General features: G+C 69.0%; 25 protein-coding genes. 12 read left to right on the top strand and 13 right to left on the bottom strand.

The features are described from left to right. Positions 1 to 2: 2 nt before the first annotated feature. The 3 genes from AC3A6J_RS14825 (at position 3) to AC3A6J_RS14815 (ending at position 2521) form a co-directional block, all read left to right on the top strand. A complete protein-coding gene (locus AC3A6J_RS14825; RefSeq protein ID WP_487860723.1) occupies positions 3 to 569 on the top strand; it encodes an RBBP9/YdeN family alpha/beta hydrolase in 567 nt (188 codons plus the stop codon). Beyond that, positions 569 to 1519 carry a ParB/RepB/Spo0J family partition protein gene (locus AC3A6J_RS14820; RefSeq protein ID WP_487860722.1) on the top strand — a complete coding sequence of 317 codons (951 nt, stop codon included), beginning with the start codon at positions 569 to 571 and terminating at the stop codon, positions 1517 to 1519. The genes AC3A6J_RS14825 and AC3A6J_RS14820 overlap by 1 nt, the downstream gene beginning before the upstream one ends. 111 nt (positions 1520 to 1630) lie before the next feature. Further along, positions 1631 to 2521 (top strand): CsgG/HfaB family protein, encoded by an 891-nt coding sequence (locus AC3A6J_RS14815; RefSeq protein WP_487860721.1) that lies wholly within the window; start codon positions 1631 to 1633, stop codon positions 2519 to 2521. An 18-nt stretch (positions 2522 to 2539) separates the two neighbouring features. On the opposite strand, the gene AC3A6J_RS14810 is transcribed toward AC3A6J_RS14815, so the two are convergent. Continuing rightward, positions 2540 to 3964 carry an FAD-binding oxidoreductase gene (locus AC3A6J_RS14810; RefSeq protein WP_487860720.1) on the bottom strand — a complete coding sequence of 475 codons (1425 nt, stop codon included), beginning with the start codon at positions 3962 to 3964 and terminating at the stop codon, positions 2540 to 2542. Between the two features lie 86 nt (positions 3965 to 4050). On the opposite strand from AC3A6J_RS14810, the gene AC3A6J_RS14805 reads away from it, so the two are divergent. Genes AC3A6J_RS14805 through AC3A6J_RS14790 form a run of 4 tightly spaced genes read left to right on the top strand, consistent with a single transcriptional unit; the run spans position 4051 to position 6078 of the window. Continuing rightward, a complete protein-coding gene (locus AC3A6J_RS14805; protein WP_487860719.1) occupies positions 4051 to 4548 on the top strand; it encodes a DinB family protein in 498 nt (165 codons plus the stop codon). 35 nt (positions 4549 to 4583) lie between these two features. After that, positions 4584 to 5180 carry a cob(I)yrinic acid a,c-diamide adenosyltransferase gene (locus tag AC3A6J_RS14800; protein WP_487860718.1) on the top strand — a complete coding sequence of 199 codons (597 nt, stop codon included), beginning with the start codon at positions 4584 to 4586 and terminating at the stop codon, positions 5178 to 5180. Beyond that, the gene (locus tag AC3A6J_RS14795) at positions 5177 to 5560 is read left to right on the top strand and encodes a hypothetical protein (protein ID WP_487860717.1); all 384 of its coding nucleotides are present in this window, start codon (positions 5177 to 5179) and stop codon (positions 5558 to 5560) included. The genes AC3A6J_RS14800 and AC3A6J_RS14795 overlap by 4 nt, the downstream gene beginning before the upstream one ends. After that, positions 5560 to 6078 carry a class IV adenylate cyclase gene (locus tag AC3A6J_RS14790; protein WP_487860716.1) on the top strand — a complete coding sequence of 173 codons (519 nt, stop codon included), beginning with the start codon at positions 5560 to 5562 and terminating at the stop codon, positions 6076 to 6078. Before AC3A6J_RS14795 ends, AC3A6J_RS14790 begins: the two co-directional genes overlap by 1 nt. A gap of 12 nt (positions 6079 to 6090) precedes the next feature. Here AC3A6J_RS14790 and AC3A6J_RS14785 read toward each other — a convergent pair whose 3' ends face one another. After that, positions 6091 to 6729, bottom strand: coding sequence for a GDSL-type esterase/lipase family protein (locus AC3A6J_RS14785; RefSeq protein ID WP_487860715.1), 639 nt, complete (start codon positions 6727 to 6729; stop codon positions 6091 to 6093). A gap of 172 nt (positions 6730 to 6901) precedes the next feature. Here AC3A6J_RS14785 and AC3A6J_RS14780 point away from each other — a divergent pair, with 172 nt between their 5' ends. Beyond that, positions 6902 to 7342 (top strand): RcnB family protein, encoded by a 441-nt coding sequence (locus AC3A6J_RS14780; RefSeq protein ID WP_487860714.1) that lies wholly within the window; start codon positions 6902 to 6904, stop codon positions 7340 to 7342. 107 nt (positions 7343 to 7449) lie between these two features. On the opposite strand, the gene AC3A6J_RS14775 is transcribed toward AC3A6J_RS14780, so the two are convergent. Continuing rightward, a complete protein-coding gene (locus AC3A6J_RS14775; RefSeq protein ID WP_487860713.1) occupies positions 7450 to 7713 on the bottom strand; it encodes a hypothetical protein in 264 nt (87 codons plus the stop codon). Positions 7714 to 7889: 176 nt separating this feature from the next. Between AC3A6J_RS14775 and AC3A6J_RS14770 the strand changes: the two genes are divergently transcribed. Together AC3A6J_RS14770 and AC3A6J_RS14765 are read left to right on the top strand one after the other, a co-directional pair. Next, on the top strand, positions 7890 to 8492 hold the full coding sequence (locus AC3A6J_RS14770) for a TetR/AcrR family transcriptional regulator (RefSeq protein WP_487860712.1): 603 nt from the start codon (positions 7890 to 7892) through the stop codon (positions 8490 to 8492). Between the two features lie 207 nt (positions 8493 to 8699). Continuing rightward, the gene (locus tag AC3A6J_RS14765; protein ID WP_487860711.1) at positions 8700 to 9620 is read left to right on the top strand and encodes an alpha/beta fold hydrolase; all 921 of its coding nucleotides are present in this window, start codon (positions 8700 to 8702) and stop codon (positions 9618 to 9620) included. Between the two features lie 6 nt (positions 9621 to 9626). Here the strand turns inward: AC3A6J_RS14765 and minE are convergent, their stop codons facing one another. The 5 genes from minE to AC3A6J_RS14740 all read right to left on the bottom strand — a co-directional run bounded on the left by minE (position 9627) and on the right by AC3A6J_RS14740 (position 13612). Further along, entirely contained in the window at positions 9627 to 9905 is a 279-nt protein-coding gene (gene minE, locus AC3A6J_RS14760) for a cell division topological specificity factor MinE (protein ID WP_487860710.1), read from the bottom strand. Between the two features lie 3 nt (positions 9906 to 9908). After that, positions 9909 to 10724 (bottom strand): septum site-determining protein MinD, encoded by an 816-nt coding sequence (gene minD, locus AC3A6J_RS14755; protein ID WP_487860709.1) that lies wholly within the window; start codon positions 10722 to 10724, stop codon positions 9909 to 9911. A gap of 69 nt (positions 10725 to 10793) precedes the next feature. Continuing rightward, positions 10794 to 11570, bottom strand: coding sequence for a septum site-determining protein MinC (minC, locus tag AC3A6J_RS14750; protein WP_487860708.1), 777 nt, complete (start codon positions 11568 to 11570; stop codon positions 10794 to 10796). A gap of 236 nt (positions 11571 to 11806) precedes the next feature. Next, complete coding sequence (locus AC3A6J_RS14745; protein ID WP_487860707.1) at positions 11807 to 13093, bottom strand: solute carrier family 23 protein; 1287 nt, start codon at positions 13091 to 13093, stop codon at positions 11807 to 11809. Positions 13094 to 13189: 96 nt separating this feature from the next. Then, the gene (locus AC3A6J_RS14740; RefSeq protein ID WP_487860706.1) at positions 13190 to 13612 is read right to left on the bottom strand and encodes a hotdog fold thioesterase; all 423 of its coding nucleotides are present in this window, start codon (positions 13610 to 13612) and stop codon (positions 13190 to 13192) included. Between the two features lie 85 nt (positions 13613 to 13697). Between AC3A6J_RS14740 and AC3A6J_RS14735 the strand changes: the two genes are divergently transcribed. Beyond that, entirely contained in the window at positions 13698 to 15020 is a 1323-nt protein-coding gene (locus AC3A6J_RS14735) for an AsmA family protein (protein ID WP_487860705.1), read from the top strand. Here the strand turns inward: AC3A6J_RS14735 and AC3A6J_RS14730 are convergent. Next, a complete protein-coding gene (locus AC3A6J_RS14730; protein ID WP_487860704.1) occupies positions 15017 to 16837 on the bottom strand; it encodes a feruloyl-CoA synthase in 1821 nt (606 codons plus the stop codon). The genes AC3A6J_RS14735 and AC3A6J_RS14730 overlap by 4 nt on opposite strands. A gap of 132 nt (positions 16838 to 16969) precedes the next feature. Here AC3A6J_RS14730 and AC3A6J_RS14725 point away from each other — a divergent pair, with 132 nt between their 5' ends. Continuing rightward, the gene (locus AC3A6J_RS14725; protein ID WP_487860703.1) at positions 16970 to 17353 is read left to right on the top strand and encodes a DUF1090 domain-containing protein; all 384 of its coding nucleotides are present in this window, start codon (positions 16970 to 16972) and stop codon (positions 17351 to 17353) included. Between the two features lie 24 nt (positions 17354 to 17377). On the opposite strand, the gene AC3A6J_RS14720 is transcribed toward AC3A6J_RS14725, so the two are convergent. The 4 genes from AC3A6J_RS14720 to AC3A6J_RS14705 all read right to left on the bottom strand — a co-directional run bounded on the left by AC3A6J_RS14720 (position 17378) and on the right by AC3A6J_RS14705 (position 20917). Continuing rightward, entirely contained in the window at positions 17378 to 18079 is a 702-nt protein-coding gene (locus tag AC3A6J_RS14720) for an ABC transporter ATP-binding protein (protein ID WP_487860702.1), read from the bottom strand. Positions 18080 to 18166: 87 nt separating this feature from the next. Further along, positions 18167 to 18922, bottom strand: coding sequence for an ABC transporter ATP-binding protein (locus AC3A6J_RS14715; RefSeq protein ID WP_487860701.1), 756 nt, complete (start codon positions 18920 to 18922; stop codon positions 18167 to 18169). Positions 18923 to 19058: 136 nt separating this feature from the next. Further along, on the bottom strand, positions 19059 to 20048 hold the full coding sequence (locus tag AC3A6J_RS14710; protein ID WP_487860700.1) for a branched-chain amino acid ABC transporter permease: 990 nt from the start codon (positions 20046 to 20048) through the stop codon (positions 19059 to 19061). Beyond that, positions 20045 to 20917 carry a branched-chain amino acid ABC transporter permease gene (locus AC3A6J_RS14705; RefSeq protein WP_487860699.1) on the bottom strand — a complete coding sequence of 291 codons (873 nt, stop codon included), beginning with the start codon at positions 20915 to 20917 and terminating at the stop codon, positions 20045 to 20047. The genes AC3A6J_RS14710 and AC3A6J_RS14705 overlap by 4 nt, the downstream gene beginning before the upstream one ends. Positions 20918 to 20957 lie beyond the last annotated feature (40 nt).

The raw sequence follows: 20957 nt of genomic DNA, 5'->3' as shown, positions 1-20957 counted from the left end.
GCATGGACTTGAACGACGAAGCTGCCGCGGGGCCCCGCGTCCTGCTGCTGCCCGGCTGGCAGAACAGCGGGCCGGGCCATTGGCAGACACGCTGGGAATCGCTTCATGGCGACCGCCGCGTCGAGCAGCACGAGTGGATGCGGCCGCTGCGCGGCGACTGGTCGGCGCGGCTCGAGGAAGAAGTGCTGGCCGCCCCTGGCGCGGTGGTCTTTGCCGCGCACAGCCTGGGCTGCATCCTCGTGGCCGCCTGGGCCGCTCATTCGCGCAACACGCACAAGGTGCGCGGTGCGCTGCTGGTGGCACCGGGCGACGTCGAGCGCGACGACCTGCGCCAGCTGATTCCGGGCTGGGCGCCGATCATGCGCCAGCCGCTGCCGTTCAAGGCCGTGCTGATCGCAGCCGATGACGATCCGTATAGCGATGTCTCGCGCTCGCGCCAGATGGCGGCCGACTGGGGCGCACGCTTCGTCGATGCCGGCCACGGCGGTCACCTGAATGCTGAATCCGGCCTGGGCGACTGGCCCGAGGGCCGGCAACTCCTGAACGACCTCTCGAAAGACACGCACTGATGGCGACCAAGAAACCCAAGGGACTCGGACGCGGCCTCGAAGCACTGCTCGGCCCGACGGCTGCGCCTTCGTCCGCCGACACCAACGGCGCGGGCGAGGGCGGCGCCGCACAGGCCCCGCACACGCTGATGCTCGACCAGATGGTCGCCGGCGTCTACCAGCCGCGCACCCGCATGGACGAAGGCGCGCTCTACGAACTGGCGGAAAGCATCAAGGCCCAGGGCATCATGCAGCCCATCCTGGTGCGCCGCCTCGATGCGGATTCGGCCGCGGCCAAGAACGCCGAATACGAGATCATCGCGGGCGAGCGCCGCTTCCGCGCGGCCAAGCTCGCGGGCCTCGACCGCGTGCCGGTGCTGGTGCGCGACGTGCCCAACGAGGCCGCGGCGGCCATGTCGCTGATCGAGAACATCCAGCGCGAAGACCTCAACCCGCTGGAGGAAGCGCAAGGCCTGCAACGCTTAGTTGCAGAGTTTGGACTCACTCACGAGCAGGCGGCGCAAGCCGTGGGGCGCTCGCGCAGCGCGGCCAGCAACCTGCTGCGTCTGCTGAACCTCGCCGAGCCCGCACAGCAGATGCTCATGGCCGGCGACATCGACATGGGGCATGCGCGCGCGCTGCTCTCGCTCGACCGCGGCACGCAGATCACCGCCGCCAACCAGATTGCGGCCAAGAAGATGTCGGTCCGCGAGGCCGAGGCACTGGTGAAGAAGCTGGCCGCCGAATTCACGCTCACGCCATCGCGCCGCAGCAACGACGCCGAGAAGTCGCGCGACCTGCAGCGGGTCGAAGAAGAACTGGCCGACCTGCTGACCGCCGAGGTCGAAGTGCGCATCAAGAAGCGCAGCAAGCGCGGCGGCAAGATCGAGGAGAGCGGCGAGCTGGCGATCCATTTCGGCTCCCTCGACGCGCTGAACGGACTCATCGAGCGCATCCGCCGAACGACATAGGCGTTTGGCGCCAGGCCGCCGGCCTTTCGCCGGATTGCCCGGGGACCTTTCTCGCCCGTATTCTTGACCGCTTACAGCTGTATCCGGCTCACGGAGAGAGAGGAATCCATCATGAAGTTCACCAGGTTCACCGGCATGGCCGTGGCCGCGCTGGTTCTGAGCGGTTGCGTGACCACCGACATGCAGATGGGCAGCCAGTCGGCCAAGACCATGGCCACCGGCAGCGCGGCGGGCACGGCCACTTCGGGCGAGAGCGGACAGCTCGAGCGCTGCGAATCGCCGCTCGGCACCGTCTCGCTGATCGAGAACGTCAATGCGGGCTGGTACACGGTGGTGACGGGGCAGTACAAGCTGCCGCCCACGGCCAACCTGCTGCGCCTGCTGGTGCAGCAGTCGAACTGCTTCGTGGTGGTGGAGCGCGGCGCCGCGGGCATGGGCGCCATGACGCGTGAGCGCGCGCTCATGCAGTCGGGCGAGATGCGCGGCGGCAGCAACTTCGGCCGCGGGCAGATGGTCGCTTCCGATTACGGGCTCTCGCCTGAAATCGTGTTCAACAACAGCGATGCCGGCGGCATTGGCGGAGCGCTCGGAGGCTTGGTCGGCGGTGGCCGCGGCCGCGCGCTGGCCGCCGTCGGCGGCAGCCTGCAGACCAAGGAAGCCTCGGCGCTCTTGACGCTGATCGACAACCGCTCGGGCGTGCAGGTGGCCGCCTCGGAAGGCAGCGCGTCCAAGACCGACTTCGGCGGCTTCGGTGGCCTTGCGGGCTACCGCGGCGCGGGCGGCCTCGGCGGCTACACCAACACCGCGCAGGGCAAGGTGATCGCGGCGGCCTTCATGGACGCCTTCAACCAGATGGTCCGGTCGCTGCGCAACTACAAGGCGCAAACCGTGCGCGGCCAGGGACTTGGTGGCGGTGGCCGGCTCGGCGTGGACGGTGGCGCTGCGCCGTCGCAGACCTATGTGCCGGCCGAGCAGCCGGCGCCGGCGCGACGCCGCAGGTAAGCGCGCAGGCCCCGGGGATCAGAGGCTGAAGATCTTCCCGGGGTTCATGATGTTCTTCGGATCGAGGGCACGCTTGATCGTGCGCATCATGTCGATCGCGCCCACGCCGGCTTCGGTCACGAGGAAGTCCATCTTGTGCAGCCCCACGCCGTGCTCGCCGGTGCAGGTGCCTTCGAGCGCGAGCGCGCGGCTGACCAGCGAATGGTTCAGCGCCTCGGCCTTCACGCGTTCCTCGGGAATGTTCGGGTCGAGCAGGTAGCCGAAGTGGAAGTTGCCGTCGCCCACATGGCCGACGAGGAAGTAGGGGATGCCGCTCGCATCGGCTTCGGCCACCGAGTCGAGCAGGCAGTCGGCCAGGCGCGAGATCGGCACGCAGGTGTCGGTGGAGATCACGCGGCAGCCGGGGCGCGACTGCACGGCCGCGAAATAGCTGTTGTGCCGCGCTGTCCAGAGGCGGGTGCGCTCCTCGGGGGTGCTGGCCCATTCGAAGGCATTGCCGCCGTGGCCGCTCGCGAGCTCCTGCACCGTCTCGGCCTGTTCCTTCACGCCCGCGGGCGAGCCGTGGAACTCCATCAGCAGCATCGGTTCCTCGCGCAGGCCCAGCTTGGCGTAGGCATTGACCATGCGCACCGTGTTCACGTCGATCAGCTCCACGCGCGCGATCGGCACGCCGAGCTGGATGGTCTCGATGGTGGTGCGCACCGCGGCCTCGATGCTCGGGAACGAGCAGATCGCGGCCGACACCGCCTCGGGCAGCGGATAGATGCGCAGCGTGACCTCGGTCACCACGCCCAACGTGCCTTCGCTGCCCACCATCAGGCGCGTCAGGTCGTAGCCGGCCGACGATTTCTTGGCGCGCGTGCCGGTGCGGATCACCTCGCCGCTGGCCGTGACCACTTCGAGCGCGAGCACGTTCTCGCGCATGGTGCCGTAGCGCACCGCGTTCGTGCCGCTCGCGCGCGTGGCCGTCATGCCGCCGATCGAGGCGTCGGCGCCCGGGTCGATGGGAAAGAACAGGCCCGTGCTCTTGATCTCTTCGTTGAGCTGCTTGCGCGTGACGCCTGGCTGCACGGTCACCGTGAGGTCGTCGGCATTGATCGACAGCACGCGGTTCATGCGCGAGACGTCGATGCTGATGCCGCCCTGGACAGCGAGCAGGTGCCCTTCGAGCGAAGAGCCCACGCCGAACGGAATGACCGGCACGCTGTGCTCTCCCGCGAGCTTGACCGCGTCGGCCACGTCCCGCGTGCTCTCCGCGAACACCACGGCCGAAGGTGGCGGTGCATCGAACGAGGACTCGTCGCGCCCGTGCTGCGTGCGCACCGCCATGGCGGTGGAGCAGTTGGCGCCGAAGCGCGTCTTCAGCGCCTCGATCATGCGCTCGGGCACGTCGCGCAGATGAAGCGCCGGCAGCAGGTGCGAGGGGGTCGTCGGGGCGTTCATCGCGGTCTCCTGGATCTGGAAAGGGGCCTGGGGGCAGGACCGGCCATTTTACGGAGCACGCACCATAATGCGCTTCGGAACGCGCCATGAACCCCACGACACTCGCAGCGCTCGCTGCTTTCCCTTCGCAGCTCGAAGCCCACTTTGCGGTCATCCCGGAGGGCTTCCGGCACTGGGCGCCGGCGTCGTGGGACGGCGTTCCGAGCGAAGCCTTCACGGCGATCGAGCAGCTCGGCCACGTGCGCGACATCGAGCTCGAGGGCTACCACGTGCGCTTTCGCCGCACGCTCGACGAAGCACATCCGCTGCTGGCATCGATCGACAGCGAGCCGCTCGCGATCGCGCGCGCCTACGCAAGCGCCGATGCGCAGGCCGTGCTGGCCGAGTTCCGCGTTGCCCGAGCGCGCACGATGGCGATCGTCTCGGGCCTGAGCGACGCACAGCTCGCGCGCACCGCGGTGTTCGAAGGCTACGGGCCGCTCACGCTGCGCAGCCTCGTGCACTACCTGTGCAGCCACGACCAGCAGCATCTCGCGGGACTGCAGTGGCTGGCCGGCAAGATCGATGCCGCGACCCTCGCGTAGACCCCACATCCATCCAACGAACGACAGGAATACCCATGGGCAATCGACTCTCGCAGATCGTCACCCGAACCGGTGACGACGGCACCACCGGCCTCGGCGACAACACGCGCGTGCCCAAGGGCCATCTGCGCGTGCATGCGATGGGCGACGTGGACGAGCTCAACTCGCAGATCGGCGTGCTGCTCTGCGAGCCCATGCCAGAGCCTGTGCGCGAGCTGCTCGTCGACGTGCAGCACCAGCTCTTCAATCTCGGCGGCGAGCTCTCGATGCCGGGCTTCACGCTGCTCAAGCCCGATGCATTGCTGCAGCTCGACAACGCGCTCGCCGAGCACAACGCCGTGCTGCCGCGGCTGGCCGAATTCATCTTGCCCGCGGGCACGCGTGCGGCGTCGCTCGCGCATGTGTGCCGCACGGTGGCGCGCAGGGCGGAGCGCGCCGTGGTGGCGCTCGGCGCCGTGGAACAGCTCAACGACGCGCCGCGCCAGTACCTCAACCGGCTCAGCGACCTGCTCTTCGTGCTGGCGCGCGTGCTCAACCGCATGAACGGCGGCGACGACGTGTACTGGAAGAGCGTACGCATGGCGCGCGCCGGCGCCGTCGAGCCGGCCGACGAACAAGGAGGTTCCTCATGACGACGACCAAGACCCCATCGAAGATCCGCAGCCAGGCCTGCGCGCTGGCCACCGCGGGCGTCGCGTTGTTGCTTCTGCTGCCCGCAATGGTTGCGCAGGCACAGAGCGCCGACAACCCGCCCCGCGCGCAGCGCGCACAGACGCTCAAGCCGCCGCCGCAGGGCAGCAAGGTGGTCAAAGGCGTGCAGCGCGGCACCAACGCCGCCGGCCGCGGCATCGACCGCGCCGAGAACGCCACGCGGCGCGGCGTCAACAACGTCTCGGAAAAAGCCAGCCGGCCGGTGCGCCGCGTGGGCGAGGCCTTCGGCCGCAAGCTCGCGCCGGGTTCGAGCGGCCATGCCGCACCGCCGCCGGTCGGCCCGCAGGGCACGGCCCCTTGATGGCGAGGAACATCGAGGTCAAGGCACGCATCGACAGCATCGAGCGCGTGACGCTGCTGGCCGCGCGGCTGGCCAACGAGGGCCCGGTCGAGATCGCGCAGGACGACACCTTCTTCTTTTGCCACGACAGCGGGGACCGGCTCAAGCTGCGCACCTTCGCGTCCGATCGCGCGGAGCTGATCTTCTACCGCCGCGCGAACGGCAGCGGCCCGAAGGCGTCGTTCTACCTGATCTCGCCCACCAGCACGCCCGATGCGCTGCGCGAATCGCTCACGCTCGCTTGGGGCCAAGCCGGCCGCGTACGCAAGCAGCGCCGGCTGTTCATCGTGGGTCGCACGCGCGTGCACCTCGACCGTGTCGAAGGCCTCGGCGAGTTCCTCGAACTGGAAGTGGTGCTCGAGGACGGCGAGCCCGACGAAGCCGGCATCACGGAGGCGCACGTGCTCATGGCGCAGCTGGGCATCGATGCCGGCCAGCTCGTCGAGGGGGCCTACGTCGACCTGCTGCAGGCGGGCTGAAGCCGCGGCGGCTCAGCGCCAGCCCGCCGCCGCGAGCCGCTCTGCGAGCTGCTGCGCAATGCGCGCATAGCCTTCGGCGTTGGCATGGATGCGGTCGGAGCGCAGCGACGGATCGGACAGCACCTCCGAATACACGTCGGCAATGAGCAGCGCCTGCTGCGCCTGCGCGACCTCCGCGTAGAACGGCGCGTCGCTCAGCGAGCCGATCGCCGCGCGCATCGCGTCGGGCGCGGGCGTGGCGAGCAGCGCCACATGGGGCGTGTGTGCGCGCGCCTGCTCGACGAGCGCCGCGAGGTTGTCGCGCGTCGCCGCGGGCGGCACGCCGCGCAGCATGTCGTTGCCACCGATGCCGATGAGGATCGCGTCGTAGGCCTCGCCGGCCAGCAGCGCCGGCAGGCGCTCGAGCGCACCGGCGGAGGTGTCGCCGTTGACCCCCGCGTTCTCGACCTGCCAGCCCGTGAGCTCGGCCAGTTTGGCGGGCCAGCCGGCTTGCGGCGGAGCGCCGTGGCCGAAGGTCAGACTGTCGCCGATCGCCAGCACCCGCGCATCGGACTTGAGCGCGGCAGAGGAAACCTTGCGCTTGCCGCAGGCGGAGAGCAGGGCGGCGGCGGGCACGCCGGCCATCAAGTGGAGAAGGTGTCGTCGCTGCATGTGTGTGAGATGGGTGCGCGCGCGAGCTTAAACGGCTTCGGTGAAGGACAACACGCCGCCCGGATACCTGCGCTTACCGTATTTCACCTCGCCGCGACCGGATGCGCTCCGGCCAGACACAAGCGCCGCCGAGAATGGACTCGTCAGTCAACAACGCATGAAGGAGTTCCAGATGATCATCAATTCAAAGCGCATGGCCACCGTTGCAGCGGCGGCACTCGCGATGTGCATGGCAGCGGGAAGTGCCTTCGCGCAGGACCGTGGGCATGACCGCGATCGCCGCGACGGCCACAACCGCTATGAGCAGCGCGACCGCGGCCATGGCAATGACCGGCACGACAACCGTCGCGGTAGCCGTGGCTGGGACCGCGACGACAACCGGCCGGGCCGTCACTTCGACCGCCCCGGCCATCCGCATCCGCACGCCGAGTGGCGCCGCGGCGGGCGCGTGCCGTCCCAGTACCGCGGCCGCAACTACGTGGTGGACGACTGGCGCGCCTACCGCCTGCAGCAGCCGCCGCGCGGCTACCAGTGGGTGGGGGTGGGCGGCGACTACGTGCTCGCGGCCATCGCGACCGGCTTGATCGCCCAGATCATCGTGGGCAACCGATAACGAAAAGACAGGTCCCGCGGCGCCGCCCTTCGCGCACCCCACGCACCCAAACCGCCGCAGGCATCCTGCGGCGGTTTTTTATTGGGAGTAGTGCCCGCGGTGGGCGCTCAGGCCGCCACGACGGGCAGCGACTGGGCGCAGACGTTGCGCCCCGTGATCGTGAGCCGCAGTCCGCCGCCATGCCATTCGAGCCAGTTCAGGTTCACGTAGGCGTCGATGTCGCTGTCGTCGATGCGGTCGGCCTGGCGGCTCTGCAGCAGTTCCACCGTGGCGGGCAGCGCCCGCCGGAGTCGTTCGCGCTGTTCGGCGGCATTGGCGGCCCTCTTGGCCCTTGCCTGCTGTATCTGCTGCTGCTGCTGGATAGATGCCATTGCTGATCCGTTCCGGAAAGCCAAAGGAATTAGTCCGAATGTACGCTCACTGTGTGAAGCTGCATGCTTCTTTTCCCGAGTAATGCCAGCGTACCCCCGAATTCGTCCTTGAAGGCCTTCTGGAGCGGTTTCGACGCAGATATTGAAGTTTCGCACGACTGTGCTAAAGTGCGGCCATGGACGCAAAAACCCAGAAGGCCGAACTGACCCGCACCGCCATTGTCGGCGCAGCGATGGACCTCGCGCTGGCCGAGGGACTCGAGGCGATCACGCTGCAGGCGGTTGCGAACCGGCTGGCCCTGTCCAAGAGCGGCGTGTTCTCGCGCGTGGGATCGCGCGAGGCGCTGCAGAAGGCCGTGATCGAGGAATACGGCCGCCGCTTCCTGGCCGACGTGTTCGTGCCGGCCATGCAGAAGCGCAAGGGCCTCGCGCGGCTCGAGGACATCGTCGAGCGCTGGATCGCGCGCACCCGCGACATCGAGGCCGAGACCGGGTGCATCTACACCGCCGGTGCGTTCGAGTTCGACGACCGCGAAGGCGAACTACGCGACCTGCTGTTCGACGAGATCACGCGCTGGCGCGCAGCGCTGCGGCGCACGGTGCTGCAGGCCGTGGACACCGGCGAGCTGCGCGCCGACACCGATGCCGCGCAGGTGGTCAGCGAACTCAACGCCATCGTCATCGGCCTGCTGCACGATGCGCGCTTCCTGCGCGATGCACAGGCCGCAGACCGCGCCAGGCGAACCTGGCAGCGGCTTCTTTCCAGCTACCGCGCCTGAGCCGCAGGGCAGGGTGCTTTCGTTCCGTCTTTGTCTGATCAAATTTCGCACGATTGTGCGATAAAAAGGAGAAGCACCATGCTGATCATTGCCCTTTGCCTGGCCGTCTATGCCGGCGCCATCGGCACCGAAGCCGTCCGCGATGCGCTGCGGAGCCTGCCGCGCAGCAACGACGACTGGGTCTGGTACTGAAGCGGAGCCCCTTGCATGACGAGCACCAGCACCCCTTCGGCGGCCGCGCATGCCGCGCAGTCGAACTACTACCGACCGAGCCGCACCATGCGCGCTTTGCGCTTCGGCCTGACCGCGTCGCAGCGGCTCTGGCCTGCGCTCGGCGTGCGCGCCGCCTACCGCCTCTTCGGCACGCCGCTGCCACCCAAGTGGCTCTACCGCGGCCAGGCGCCCGGTGCCGGCTGGCGGCGCGAGGCCTGGCGCTTCGAAAACGCCAGCCTTGGTATCTATCATCTGGCCGCACAGGATTCGGCGGCCGAATCGGCACCGTTGGTGCTGCTGGTGCATGGCTGGGGCGGCCATGCGGGGCAACTGCTGGCACTCGCCGATGCGGTGGCCGCTGCGGGCCTGCGCCCCGTGCTGGTCGAGTTGCCCGCGCACGGCAGGAGCGCGGGCACGATGAGCAACTCGCCGCAGTTCGCGCGCGCCATCGCCTATGCGGTGGCCCGACTTGCGGCCGATGGCCATGCGCTGCGCGCCGCGGTGGCGCATTCGCTGGGTGCCAATGCGCTCGGCCTCGCGGCGGCACAAGGCGTGGCCGTCGAGCGATTGGTGCTGCTGGCGCCGCCCGCGTCACCGCGTGCGTACACGCGCTACTTCGCGCACACCTTCGGCCTCAGCGAGGCCACGCGATCGGCCATGCAGCGGCTGTTCGAAGCACGCGAAGGCGTGTTGATGCAGCAGCTCGAGCCCGCAGCGGTCGGCCCGCGCATCGCGCAGCCGACGCTGATCGTGCATGACCGCGACGACCGCGTGAACCGCTTCGCCGACGCCGAGGCCTACCGCGATGCGATCGCGGGGGCGCAACTCGTCGCGACGGAGGGGCTGGGGCACCGCCGCATCCTCAAGGACGAGGCGGTGGTGCACCAGGTGGCGCGTTTCGTGTCGCGCGCCTGACCGATCTCAGCGCGCCGTGGTGGGCGAGGGATCGGGCAGTTCGATCTTGATGTCGAGCACTTCGAGGTCGTCCTGCTTCTCCAGGTGGACCTTGATGTCTTCGGCATTGATCGAGACGTACTTCGAGATCACCGCCATCAGCTCGCGCTGGAGGTCGGGCAGGTAGTCGGGGCGCCGCTTGCCGCTGAGGCTGGACCGCTCGTGCGCGAGGATGATTTGCAGCCGCTCCTTGGCGACGCTGGCCGTCTTCTTCTTTTCGCCGAGCAGGAACGAGAAAAAGGACATGGCCTACTTGCCTCCGAAAATTCGCTTGAAGAAGCCCGGCTTTTCCGCATCGATGAAGCGCATCGGGCGGTCCTCGCCGAGGAAGCGCGCCACCACGTCGCTGTAGGCCTGGGCCACGTCGGTGTCCTTGTCGTGGATCGCGGGCACGCCCTGATTCGAGGCCTGCAGCACGCTTTCCGACTCGGGAATGACGCCGATCAGCTTGATGCGCAGGATGTCCTGGATGTCCTCGAGCGAGAGCATCTGGCCGCCGGCCACGCGGTTGGGGTTGTAGCGGGTGATCAGCAGGTGCTCCTTGATGGGATCGCCGCCGTCCTTCGCGCGCTTGGTCTTGCTGCTGAGCATGCCCAGAATGCGGTCGGAGTCGCGCACCGAGGAAACCTCGGGGTTGGTCACCACGAGCGCCTCGTCGGCGAAGTGCATGGCCATCATGGCGCCGGTCTCGATGCCCGCGGGTGAATCGCAGACGATGTAGTCGAAGTCCATCGCGGCCAGATCGGTCAGCACCTTCTCGACGCCTTCCTGCGTGAGCGCTTCCTTGTCGCGCGTCTGCGAGGCCGCGAGCACGAACAGGTTGTCGCACTGCTTGTCCTTGATCAGCGCCTGGCTCAGGTTGGCCTCGCCCTGGATCACGTTGATGAGGTCGTACACCACGCGCCGCTCGCAGCCCATGATCAGGTCGAGGTTGCGCAGGCCCACGTCGAAGTCGATCACGGCCGTCTTCTTGCCTGCGAGCGCCAAGCCCGACGCGAAGCTGGCGCTCGTCGTGGTCTTGCCGACGCCGCCCTTGCCCGAGGTCACCACCACAATTTTGGCCATTCCCATTCCTTCTATTTCGATTCGGTTGTTCGTTCGTTTGCTTGTCGATTGTCGGCGCGCGTGTCCGGTTTACGGAATCGCGTCGATCGCCAGCTTCTTGCCGTCCAGCCGCACCTGCGCCGGCTTGCCGAGCACCGACTCGGGCAGCGGCACTTCGTTGGTGCGGTAGATGCCCGCAATGGCGACGAGCTGCGCCTCCATGCAGGTCGAGAAGATCCGCGCCTCGGTGTTGCCGCGCGCACCCGCAATGGCCTTGCCGCGCAGGGGCGCATAGACGTGCACGTTGCCGTCCGCAATGACTTCCGCGCCGAAGCTCACGACTGCCGTGACCACCACGTCGCCGCCGCGCGCGTACACCTGCTGGCCCGAGCGCAGCGGCTTGTCGATCAGCAGCGTGCCGTTGGCGGGCACCGGCACTTCGCGCACGATCTGCGGCGCCGCGCTCGCGGGGGCATTGGCGGGGGCAGGCGGTGCAGGGCTGCGCGGCGCCGGCGCCACCGGCATGGTGGTCAGCGAGAGGCCGGCGGCACGTGCGGCCGCGTTGTGCGCGTCGCTACCGCCGCGCACTGCGATCGGCTGCGTCTGGTGGCGTGCCAGCAGGTTGCGCAGCGCGGCAAAGTCGATGACGTGCGCCGGGGCGCCGCCTTGTTCCTCTTCCTGGAGCAGCGAAAGGTCGATGACCACCGGCTCCTGGTCGAAGAAGTCGGGGGAATCCGCCAGCTGCGCATCGAGCGCCTCGGCCAGCACGCCCAGGTCGGACGTCTTGAGGATCACTGCGATGAGCGGCAGCGTGGCGCTCTTGAATTCGAAAACCGCCTTGGTGCGCGCGGCGGAGACATCGGCCATTGGAAAACGTCGGTGCGAAAAGCGTTGAAGTCTAACGGGCGAAGGCTTCCGGCCCATCGCCCAGGCCTTCATGGGGCCGCCCGGACAACATCTCTTGCACCGCGTTGCACTTTCTTTCGCGGCGCAAAGGGAGCAGCGGCCCCCGCGCGGGCACCCGCGGATCGGGCTTTGCCCGGCCGCTGGGTGCGCCCCCCAGTGGGGGGAGGCGCCGCAGGCGCTTCGGGGGGCGTCCACATTCAGGCGTTGCGCGATCGCCCGAGGAGTGCGTAGAGGATGATCGCGCCGAAGGTAGCGGTTCCGATGCCGCCAAGCGCGAAGTCGCCGAACTTCAGCGTGAAGTCGCCAGTGCCGATGATCAGCGTGATCGCGGCCACGATAAGGTTCTTGTTCTGCGAGAAGTCGACCTTGTTGTCGACCCAGATCTTGGCGCCCGCAATGGCGATCAGGCCGAACACCACGATGCTCACGCCGCCCATCACCGGCAGCGGTATCGCCTGGATCAGCGCGCCGAACTTGGGGCTGAAGCCCAGCACCAGCGCGATCAGCGCCGCCACCACGAACACCGCCGTCGAGTAGATGCGCGTGGCCGCCATCACGCCGATGTTCTCGGCATAGGTGGTCACGCCCGTGCCGCCCGCGGCGCCGCTCACCACCGTCGCGATGCCGTCGCCGATGAACGCGCGGCCCATGTAGGGGTCGAGGTTGCGGCCGGTCATGGCGGTGACCGCTTTCAGGTGCCCGAGGTTCTCGGCCACCAGGATGATCGCCACCGGCGCGATCAGCAGCATCGCGTTGGCGGTGAACACCGGCGCGGTGAAGGTCGGCAGGCCGAACCAGGCCGCATTGGCGATGCCGCTGAGGTCGACCGGCTTGCCCAGGCCCATGCCGTTGGTCAGCACCGCGTAAACCACGGTCGCGAGGATCAGCCCGACCAGGATCAGGAGCCGCTGCAGCATGCCGCGCGCGAACACCGCCACCAGGCCCACGCAAAGGAAGGTGACGGCCTGCATCCAGGCGTCGAAGTTGCCGGCCGCCATGTTCTTGATCGGCACGTTGGCCAGGTTGAGCCCGATCACGGCCACGACGGCGCCAGTCACCACGGGCGGCATGAAGCGCTCGATCCAGCCCGTGCCGATGGCCTGCACGATCGCGCCGATCGCGATGTAGACCACCCCGCAGGCCACGATGCCGCCGAGCGCCACCGCGATGTTGGCGTTCGGGCCCTTGCCCGCGTAGCCGCTCGCCGCGATCACCACGCCGATGAACGCGAAGCTCGAGCCCAGGTAGCTGGGCACTTTGCCGCCGGTCACGAAATAGAAGATCAGCGTGCCGATGCCGCTCATCAGGATCGCGATGTTGGGGTTGAAGCCCATCAGGATCGGCGCCAGCACCGTGGCGCCGAACATCGCGATGACGTGCTGCACGCCCATGGCGCCGGTCTGCAGCCAGGGCAGGCGTTCGTCGGGCGCGATGACCGCGCCGTCGGCCAGTGTGGACACCGGCTTTTCAGTCCAGTTGAACATTGCTTTCTTCTCCTCTTGTTGATGGCGCGTGATTGTGGGGCAGAGAAGCAGAAGCAAGAAGGACGCCGCTCGGCCGCCGGGCGCGTGCCAGCGGGCTCAGCGCGGCTGCAGCACCGCCATCGTGATCCGCGACACGCAGGTCAGTTCGCCCGCCTCGTTCGTCAGTTCGATCTGCCACACCTGGGTGGAGCGCCCGCGGTGCACCGGCCGGGCCGTGCCCGTGACCCAGCCGCTGGTGGCCGAGCGGATGTGGTTGGCGTTGATGTCCAGGCCCACGGCGCGGTCGCCCTCGGGCGCGCTGTAGTGCGCGCCGCACGAGCCCAGCGTCTCGGCAAGCACCACCGACACCCCGCCGTGCAGGATGCCGTAGGGCTGGCGGGTGCGTTCGTCCACCGGCACGCGGGCGCGGATGAAGTCGTCGCCCACCTCCAGGAACTCGATGCCGAGGGCGGACACGGCGGTGCCGACATGGTTGCGGGTCAGTGCCTCGACGGAGATGTCTTTCTTCCAGATGCGCATTCGGTTCTTTCGGCTACGGGGAATCGGAAAACTATAGCGACGGCGGCTGACAAGGCGTGTCGCCTTGGCGTGCTAAGTTGCCGCGATGAAACGCTCAGTTCGCCCCTGGCTGCTTGGCATCGCCGCGGCCCTGCTGCTCGGCGCCGGGGCGCTGGTGTGGCTCGTCGCCTCGCGCCTGCCGAGCGACGAACAAGCCGCCGAGCGTATCGCCGAGGCGTTCGAAAAGCGGTTCGGCGTCGGCCTTCAGGTGGGCGGTGCGCACTGGTCGCTCTGGCCCAGCCCCGTGCTGGTGCTTTCGGATGTGGCCACGGTGCAGCCGCGCCCGGTCACGCTGCGCCGTGTCACGCTGCAACTGAGGCTGCGCGAGCTGCTGCAGCGGGTGGTCGCCGTCGACGCGCTCGAGGTCGAAAGCCTGGTGCTGCCGCGTGAATCGCTTTATGCGTTCCGAGGCAAGGGGCCGAGGCCGAGCGAGGGCGGCGGCGCCTTCACGCTGCCTGCGCCCTGGACGCTCGCGCCGCTTCCGATCGAGAAGGTCCGCTGGCGCGACGTGGTCTGGATCGACCGGCGCGGCATCGCATTGGCCTACGACGGCGAGATCGCGTTCGACGGCCAGTGGCGCCCGCGCGAGGCGCGCGTCGAACGCGCCGGCGCGTCGCCGCCCGCGCGCCTGCAGCTCGAGCGCGAGCCCGGGCAGGACCGCTGGCGCACCCGCATCGACGCGGGCGGCGGAAGCTGGAACGGCGTCTCGGTGTTCGAGGTGCGCCCGAACGACGCACTGCGCGTGTCGGCCGATCTCGAGGCGAGCGACATCGACCTCGCGGGCCTGCTGAAGGCCTTCGACCGCCGCGCGGCCGTCGCCGGCAAGGTCTACGGCCGCTCCATGCTCGAGGCCGAGGCGGGCGAACTCGGTGCGCTGCTGCGCAGCCTGCACACGCGCACCACTTTCGCGGTGCGGCCCGCGACGCTCGTCGGGCTCGACCTCGCCAAGGCGGTGAGCACAGCCGGCGTCAGCCGCGGCGGCACCACGCCGCTCGACGAACTGACCGGCACCCTCGACACCCAGGGCGGCGAGGACGGCACCGTGCTGCGCTACACCGACCTCCGCGCGCGTTCGGGCGTGCTCACCGCGAGCGGCCAGCTGCGCTTCTTCAACCGCAAGCTCGACGGTGCGGTCGCGGTCGACATCGTCGACGGCGTGGTCGGCGTGCCGCTCAAGATCGGCGGCACCGCGAGCGACCCGGAGGTTTCGCTGACCGGCGGCGCGCTGGCCGGCGCGGCGGTCGGCTCCGCGGTGCTGCCGGGCGTGGGCACCGCGATCGGTGCACGCCTGGGGCAGCAGGTCGAAAAGCTGTTCGGCACCGAGGCGCCGAAGGCGGAGAAAAAGGCGCCGGCCGCACCGCGGCGCTAGGCGTCGCGTCGCACCACCTCGGCATCGCCGTCGCCCGCCGCATGCAGCCGCGCCACGTCGGCCGCACGGCGCGCGAGCACCGCGCGCTGGTTGATGTAGCCCTTGTCGGTGATCTCGCCCGCATCGAGGCTCGGCGGCTCGGCCAGCACCAGCGCGCGTGCCGGGCATTGGGACGAGCCCGCGCCTTCGTCGCGCAGCGCGCGCAGCACCTCGGCAATGCGCGCCTGCAGCGCGCCATGTTCGAGCGATGCGGCTTGTGGCGCAGGGAACACCAGCATGCCGATCTCGTCGCGGTCGTGGCCCGTGAGCACCACGTCCTGCACATGCGGCGCGAGCAGCGAAACCAGCCGCACGCGCAGCGTGCCCACCGAAACCCAGGTGCCGCTCGAGAGCTTGAAGTCCTCGGCCACGCGGCCGTTGAAGACCACGCCGCGCGAAGGCGCCGCCGGGTCGGCCAGGAAGCCTGCGTCGCCGATGCGGTAGTAGCCTTCGCCGTCGAAGGCCTCGGCCGTCTCGCGCGGCGCGCCGCGGTAGCCCGGGAACACCGACACGCCCTTCACGCGCATCTCGAGCTTCTGCCCGTTGGGCACGAACTTCAGCTCGAGCCCCGGCAGCGGCGCGCCGATGCAGCCGGCACCGTCCAGCTTCCAGTGCGCGGAGGTAATGGCCGGCGAGGTCTCGGTGGCGCCCCACGAAGTGGTGAGCCAGAGCGGGCGCTCGGGCCGCACGCGCCGTGCCACCGCTTCGAGCCGCTGCCAGGTCGACGGTGCCAGCGCTGCAGCGGCATAGAACGCGAGCCGCAGCCGGGAGAACACCTCGGCCGCGAGCGCGTCGTCGGCCTCGAGAAAGGGCAGCAGCATGTCGAAGCCGCGCGGCACGTTGAACAGCAGCGTGGGCTTCACCTCGCGCAGGTTGCGCACGGTCCTGTCGACAAGGCCCGGCGCGGGCCGACCCTCGTCGATGTAGAGCGCGCCGCCGTGGCACAGCACCATGTTCAGGTTGTGGTTGGCGCCGAAGGTGTGGCTCCAGGGCAGCCAGTCGACCAGCACCGGCGGCTCCTTTGCGAGGAAGCGCCAGGTCTGCGCCATCATCTGCTGGTTGGCGCAGAGCATGCGGTGCGTGTTGATCACCACCTTGGGCCGCCCCGTGGAACCCGAGGTCAGCAGGTACTTGGCGTGCGTGTCGGGCTGGATGGCCTCGAAGGCCTGCATCACCGCAGGCGTTTCAGCGCTGGCCAGCAGGCGGTCGAACGCGATGGCGCCCGGATGGGCCTCGGCATGGCGGCTGAACACCGCGACCGCCTCGACGCCGCACCCCGCGAGTGCCGCGCCATAGACCTCGGCATCGGACGCATAGACCAGCGACGGACCGAGCGCCTGCAGCACGCCGTGCAGCCGAGACGGATCTTTCGCCATGCGCGAGTAGGCGCTCGACAGCGAACAGGCGGTGCGCCCGATGTGCATCGCCGCGAGCATCAGCACCGCGTGGTCGATCGCGTTGTCCGAGAGAATCACGATCGGCCGGTCATCGGGCAGCGCGAGGTCGAGCAGGCCCTGCGCCACCGCGCCCACGGCCTGCCGCAGCGCGCGATAGTCGAGCCGGCGCCAGCCGCCTTCGCCCGCCTCGTCGCGCTCGGCCAGCGCGAGCGCATCGGGCGTCTCGCGCGCCCAGCGCTCGAGCCATTCGCCGATGCAGCGCGCATACGGCTGCAGCGCCATCGGCGAACGCAGCGCGAACGAGCCGTCGTCGAAGTCGATGCGCACCGTGCGGGGCGGGGCGATCTGGTCCGGGTCGAGGAGGAAGTCGTGGTCGGTCATGGCGCTCGAGTGTGCCGGTGCTGGCGGTTGCGCGAATCAGGGCCAACAGCAGGTATCGCGCGCCGAAGCGCCTAGAGTGGAGCTTGCGTTCACCGGCATCATCATCGAATCACCACTCACGCAGGAGTCCCCATGAAGCTGTCACCACTGGCCCTTGCCGCCGTCATCGCCGCACTGGCATCGAGCGTGGCCGTCGCACAACCGGGCGCCGGCGCGACCTGCGCGGACAAGCGCGAGGCCATCGCGGCCGACATCGAAGCGGCCAAGGCCGAAGGCCAGCCCCGACGCGTGCGCGGGTTGGAACGTGCGCTCGCCGAAGTGCGCCGCAACTGCACCGACGAGAAGCTGGCCGCCGAGCACCGGCAGCGCGTGCGCAGCCACGCGCAGAAGGTGGCGCAGCGCGAGCGCGACCTGCGCGAGGCCCAGCGAAAAGGCGATGCCGACAAGATCGCGCGCCGCGAAGACAAGCTGCGCGAGGCGCAGGCCGAGCTTGAGCGGGTCAGGGCGCAGCGCTGACCGTGGCGCCGCGCTGCAGCGCGCTCACACCCCCAGCAGCTCTTCGAGCACCCCCGGCTCCGCCAGCAGATCCGCCGAGGCCCCGTGCCGCACGATGCGCCCCTTCTCCATCACCACGGCAAGATCGGTATGTGCGAGCACCTTGCGGTAGTCGCGGTCGACGATCAGCGTGGCGATGCCGGTGGTGCGGATCTCGGCGATCACGCGCCAGATCTCGGCCACGATCAGCGGGGCGAGCCCTTCGGTGGCCTCGTCGAGGATCAGCAGGCGCGGGTTGGTCATGAGCGCGCGGCCGATCGAGAGCATCTGCTGCTCGCCGCCCGAGAGCTGCTGGCCGCCGTGCGAAAGCCGTTCGGCGAGCCTGGGGAAGGTCGCCATCACGCGCTCGAAGGTCCAGGCGCGGCTGCCGTCGATGCCGGCACGCTCGCTCATCACGAGGTTCTCGCGCACTGAGAGGTTCGGGAAGATGCCGCGGCCCTCGGGCACGTAGCCGATGCCGAGCCGTGCGATCTTCTCGGGCGGCAGCCCGGTGACGGTGCGGCCGTCGATCTGCACCTCGCCCGAGGCGGGGCGCACGTAACCCATGACGGTGCGGATCAGCGTGGTCTTGCCCATGCCGTTGCGCCCCAGCAGGCCGACCGAGGCGGCCTTGGGAATGGCGGCATGCACGCCACGCAGGATGTGACTGTTGCCGTAGTAGGTGTTGATGTCGCGGACGGTGAGCATCTCAGTGGCCTTCCGCCGCGCCGCCCCAAGGGAGGCCAGCGCCCCCTCGGGGGGCAGCGAATACACGAAGTGATGAGCGTGGGGGCATCAGTGTTCCTCGCCGAGGTACGCGGTGCGCACTTCGGGGTTCTCGCGGATCGACGCGGGTTCGCCCGTGGCGATGACGGTGCCGTTCACCATCACGGTGATGCGGTCGGCAATGCGGAACACCGCATCCATGTCGTGCTCGACGAGCAGGATCGCATGCGTGGCCTTGAGCCGCGCGAGCAGCGTGAGCATGCGGTCGGTTTCCTCGGCGCCCATGCCGGCGAGCGGCTCGTCGAGCAGCAGCACGCGCGGCCGGGTGGCCAGGCACATGGCCACTTCGAGTTGACGCTGCGCGCCATGGCTCAGCGTGCCCGCGATGCGCGACGCCTCGGCCGTGAGGCCCGCGGCCTCGAGCGCCGCGTCGGCGGCGGCATTGCTGGCCGCGCAGCGCCCGAAGGATTCCCACAGCGTCCACGGCCGCGCGGTGGCGGCCTGCGCCGCGAGGCGGCAGTTCTCGTGCACGCTGAACTCCGGGAAGATGGTCGTGCGCTGGTAGCTGCGGCCCACGCCGGCGCGCGCGCGGCGCCACTGCGCGCGCCGTGTGATGTCGTGGCCGTCGAGTGCGATGCGCCCTTCGGAGGCCTCGATCTCGCCCGAGAGCATGTTGATCAGCGTCGACTTGCCGGCACCGTTGGTGCCGATCACGGCATGCACCTCGCCGACGTGCAGGTCGAGCGTGACGGCGTTCACGGCGGTGAGGCCGCCAAAGCGGCGGGTCAGTCCTTCGACCGAAAGCAGTGCGTGGGTGTTGCTCATGGTCTGGCTCCTTCCCCTTTCGGGGGAAGGCTGGGATGGGGGCGGGCAGGGCGCTCGACGGACACGCCGCTTGCCCCCACCCCGGCCCTCCCCCGGAAGGGGAGGGAGAAAGTCAAAGTCGAAGTCAGAACGCGTGTCATGCGCCCCCCTTCGGCGACAGCCGCTTCGCCAGCCCGATCAGCCCCTTGGGCAGCAGCGCGACGAACACGATGATGGCGATGCCCAGCGTGAGCTGCCAGTGGTCCGCGAGCGGACCGATCACTGCATGGGTGGAGAAGACCTCCTTGAGCAGCGTGAAGGCCACCGCGCCGATCACCGCGCCGCGCAGGTGGCCCAGGCCGCCGAGGATCACCATCAGCAGCACCTCGCCGGAGTTGTGCCACGCCATGAGTTCGGGGTTGACCACGCCGTCGCGCGACGCGAGCAAAAAGCCCGCGAGCCCGGCCAGCGCGCCCGCGAGCACGAAAGCCGCGAGCTTGTAGCCATAGACCGGAAAGCCCGCCGCGCGCATGCGCTGCTCGTTCACGCGGATGCCCGCGAGCGCCGCGCCGAAGCGCGAGCGCTTCAAGAGCGCGAGCAGCCCGTAGGTGAACACCAGCGCGCCGAGCACCACATAGAACAGCACCGTGCGGTTCTCCATGTCGAGCGGGCCGATGGCGGGCCGCACGTACAGGTAGATGCCGTCGCTGCCGCCGCCGACTGCGGTGTCGTGGAACACGAAGAAAGCCATCTGCGCGAAGGCGAGCGTCACCATGATGAAGTACACGCCGCGCGTGCGCAGGCTCAAGGCGCCCACGAAGAGCGCATACAGCGCCGCGACGCCCATGGACGCCAGCAGCAGCAGCACGAGGTTGCCGCCGTCGTTGCCCGAGGCCAGCACCGTCACGTAGGCGCCAAGGCCGTAGAACGCGGCATGGCCCAGGCTCACGAGGCCGGTCGTGCCCACGAGCAGTTCCAGGCTCAGCGCGAAGATCGACAGGATCATGATCTTGACGACGAAGTCCGAGGCGTAGTTGCCCAGCATCGGGCCGGCCACGCCAACCGCAATGGCCACCGCCACGGGCACCAGGAACGACAGCGAGGAGCGCTGGCGGACGGTGGCGTGGGTGTTGTTGTTGTTCGTCATGGCCGCTTCCCCATCAGCCCTTCGGGCTTCCAGATCAGCACGATCGCCATCAGCAGGTAGATGCCGATGCCGCTCAGGTCCGCGAAGAACACCTTGCCGAAGGTGTCGACGAAGCCCACGAGCAGCGAGGCCACGAGCGCGCCGGTGATCGAGCCGATGCCGCCGATCACCACCAGCACGAAGCAGATGATCAGCACGCTCGCGCCCATGTTGGGGTACACCGACGACATCGGCGCGGCGATCATGCCGGCCAGCGCCGCGAGCGCCACGCCCGCGGCGAACACGATGCGGTAGAGCCGCTTCACGTCGATGCCCAGGCCGCGCACCATGTCGCGGTTGCTCGCGCCGGCGCGGATCATCATGCCGAGCCGCGTGCGGTTGACGACGAAATAGAGTCCGACCGCCAGCACGATGCAGGCCGCCGATGCGAAGAGCCGGTACCAGGGGTAGCTCATGACGTTGCCGAGCGCGAAGCTGCCCTCCAGCCATGGCGGCACGCCGACACCGTGCACGTCGTTGCCCACCAGGATCGAGCGCAGCTCCTCGAACACCAGGATGAGCCCGTAGGTCATCAGCACCTGCTGCAGGTGGTCGCGCTGGTAGAGATAGCTGAAGAAGGCCCATTCGAGCAGGTAGCCGAAGATCGCCGCCAGCACCACGCCGGCCACCAGCATCAGAAGAAACTGGTCGCCGAACAGCGGCGACAGCGTGAACGCCATGTACGCGCCGATCATGTAGAAGCTTCCGTGCGCCAGGTTGATGACGCCCATGATCCCGAAGATCAGCGTCAGCCCCGAGGCCACGAGGAAGAGCAGGAGTCCGTACTGAACCGAGTTCAGGCACTGGACGAGAAAGGTGCCGAAATCCACGTTGAATGATCCCGAGAGCGCAAGAAAGAGGAGTGTGGCG

The sequence above is a fragment of the Variovorax sp. Soil_C_39 genome, assembly GCF_057656815.1.
Note: the sequence above shows the minus strand (reverse complement) of the source record. Positions and strands in the feature narration are given on the sequence as shown.

Coding starts and splice junctions, on each gene's coding strand:
- AC3A6J_RS14800 (WP_487860718.1), top strand. CDS start 4,584: ATGGGCAATCGACTCTCGCAGATCGTCACCCGAACCGGTGACGACGGC.
- AC3A6J_RS14765 (WP_487860711.1), top strand. CDS start 8,700: ATGACGAGCACCAGCACCCCTTCGGCGGCCGCGCATGCCGCGCAGTCG.
- AC3A6J_RS14740 (WP_487860706.1), bottom strand. CDS start 13,612: ATGCGCATCTGGAAGAAAGACATCTCCGTCGAGGCACTGACCCGCAAC.
- AC3A6J_RS14720 (WP_487860702.1), bottom strand. CDS start 18,079: ATGCTCACCGTCCGCGACATCAACACCTACTACGGCAACAGTCACATC.
- AC3A6J_RS14745 (WP_487860707.1), bottom strand. CDS start 13,093: ATGTTCAACTGGACTGAAAAGCCGGTGTCCACACTGGCCGACGGCGCG.
- minD (WP_487860709.1), bottom strand. CDS start 10,724: ATGGCCAAAATTGTGGTGGTGACCTCGGGCAAGGGCGGCGTCGGCAAG.
- AC3A6J_RS14815 (WP_487860721.1), top strand. CDS start 1,631: ATGAAGTTCACCAGGTTCACCGGCATGGCCGTGGCCGCGCTGGTTCTG.
- AC3A6J_RS14820 (WP_487860722.1), top strand. CDS start 569: ATGGCGACCAAGAAACCCAAGGGACTCGGACGCGGCCTCGAAGCACTG.
- AC3A6J_RS14780 (WP_487860714.1), top strand. CDS start 6,902: ATGATCATCAATTCAAAGCGCATGGCCACCGTTGCAGCGGCGGCACTC.
- AC3A6J_RS14710 (WP_487860700.1), bottom strand. CDS start 20,048: ATGACGAACAACAACAACACCCACGCCACCGTCCGCCAGCGCTCCTCG.
- AC3A6J_RS14735 (WP_487860705.1), top strand. CDS start 13,698: ATGAAACGCTCAGTTCGCCCCTGGCTGCTTGGCATCGCCGCGGCCCTG.
- AC3A6J_RS14795 (WP_487860717.1), top strand. CDS start 5,177: ATGACGACGACCAAGACCCCATCGAAGATCCGCAGCCAGGCCTGCGCG.
- AC3A6J_RS14715 (WP_487860701.1), bottom strand. CDS start 18,922: ATGAGCAACACCCACGCACTGCTTTCGGTCGAAGGACTGACCCGCCGC.
- AC3A6J_RS14785 (WP_487860715.1), bottom strand. CDS start 6,729: ATGCAGCGACGACACCTTCTCCACTTGATGGCCGGCGTGCCCGCCGCC.
- AC3A6J_RS14805 (WP_487860719.1), top strand. CDS start 4,051: ATGAACCCCACGACACTCGCAGCGCTCGCTGCTTTCCCTTCGCAGCTC.
- AC3A6J_RS14825 (WP_487860723.1), top strand. CDS start 3: ATGGACTTGAACGACGAAGCTGCCGCGGGGCCCCGCGTCCTGCTGCTG.
- AC3A6J_RS14725 (WP_487860703.1), top strand. CDS start 16,970: ATGAAGCTGTCACCACTGGCCCTTGCCGCCGTCATCGCCGCACTGGCA.
- AC3A6J_RS14730 (WP_487860704.1), bottom strand. CDS start 16,837: ATGACCGACCACGACTTCCTCCTCGACCCGGACCAGATCGCCCCGCCC.
- minE (WP_487860710.1), bottom strand. CDS start 9,905: ATGTCCTTTTTCTCGTTCCTGCTCGGCGAAAAGAAGAAGACGGCCAGC.
- AC3A6J_RS14775 (WP_487860713.1), bottom strand. CDS start 7,713: ATGGCATCTATCCAGCAGCAGCAGCAGATACAGCAGGCAAGGGCCAAG.
- minC (WP_487860708.1), bottom strand. CDS start 11,570: ATGGCCGATGTCTCCGCCGCGCGCACCAAGGCGGTTTTCGAATTCAAG.
- AC3A6J_RS14770 (WP_487860712.1), top strand. CDS start 7,890: ATGGACGCAAAAACCCAGAAGGCCGAACTGACCCGCACCGCCATTGTC.
- AC3A6J_RS14790 (WP_487860716.1), top strand. CDS start 5,560: ATGGCGAGGAACATCGAGGTCAAGGCACGCATCGACAGCATCGAGCGC.
- AC3A6J_RS14810 (WP_487860720.1), bottom strand. CDS start 3,964: ATGAACGCCCCGACGACCCCCTCGCACCTGCTGCCGGCGCTTCATCTG.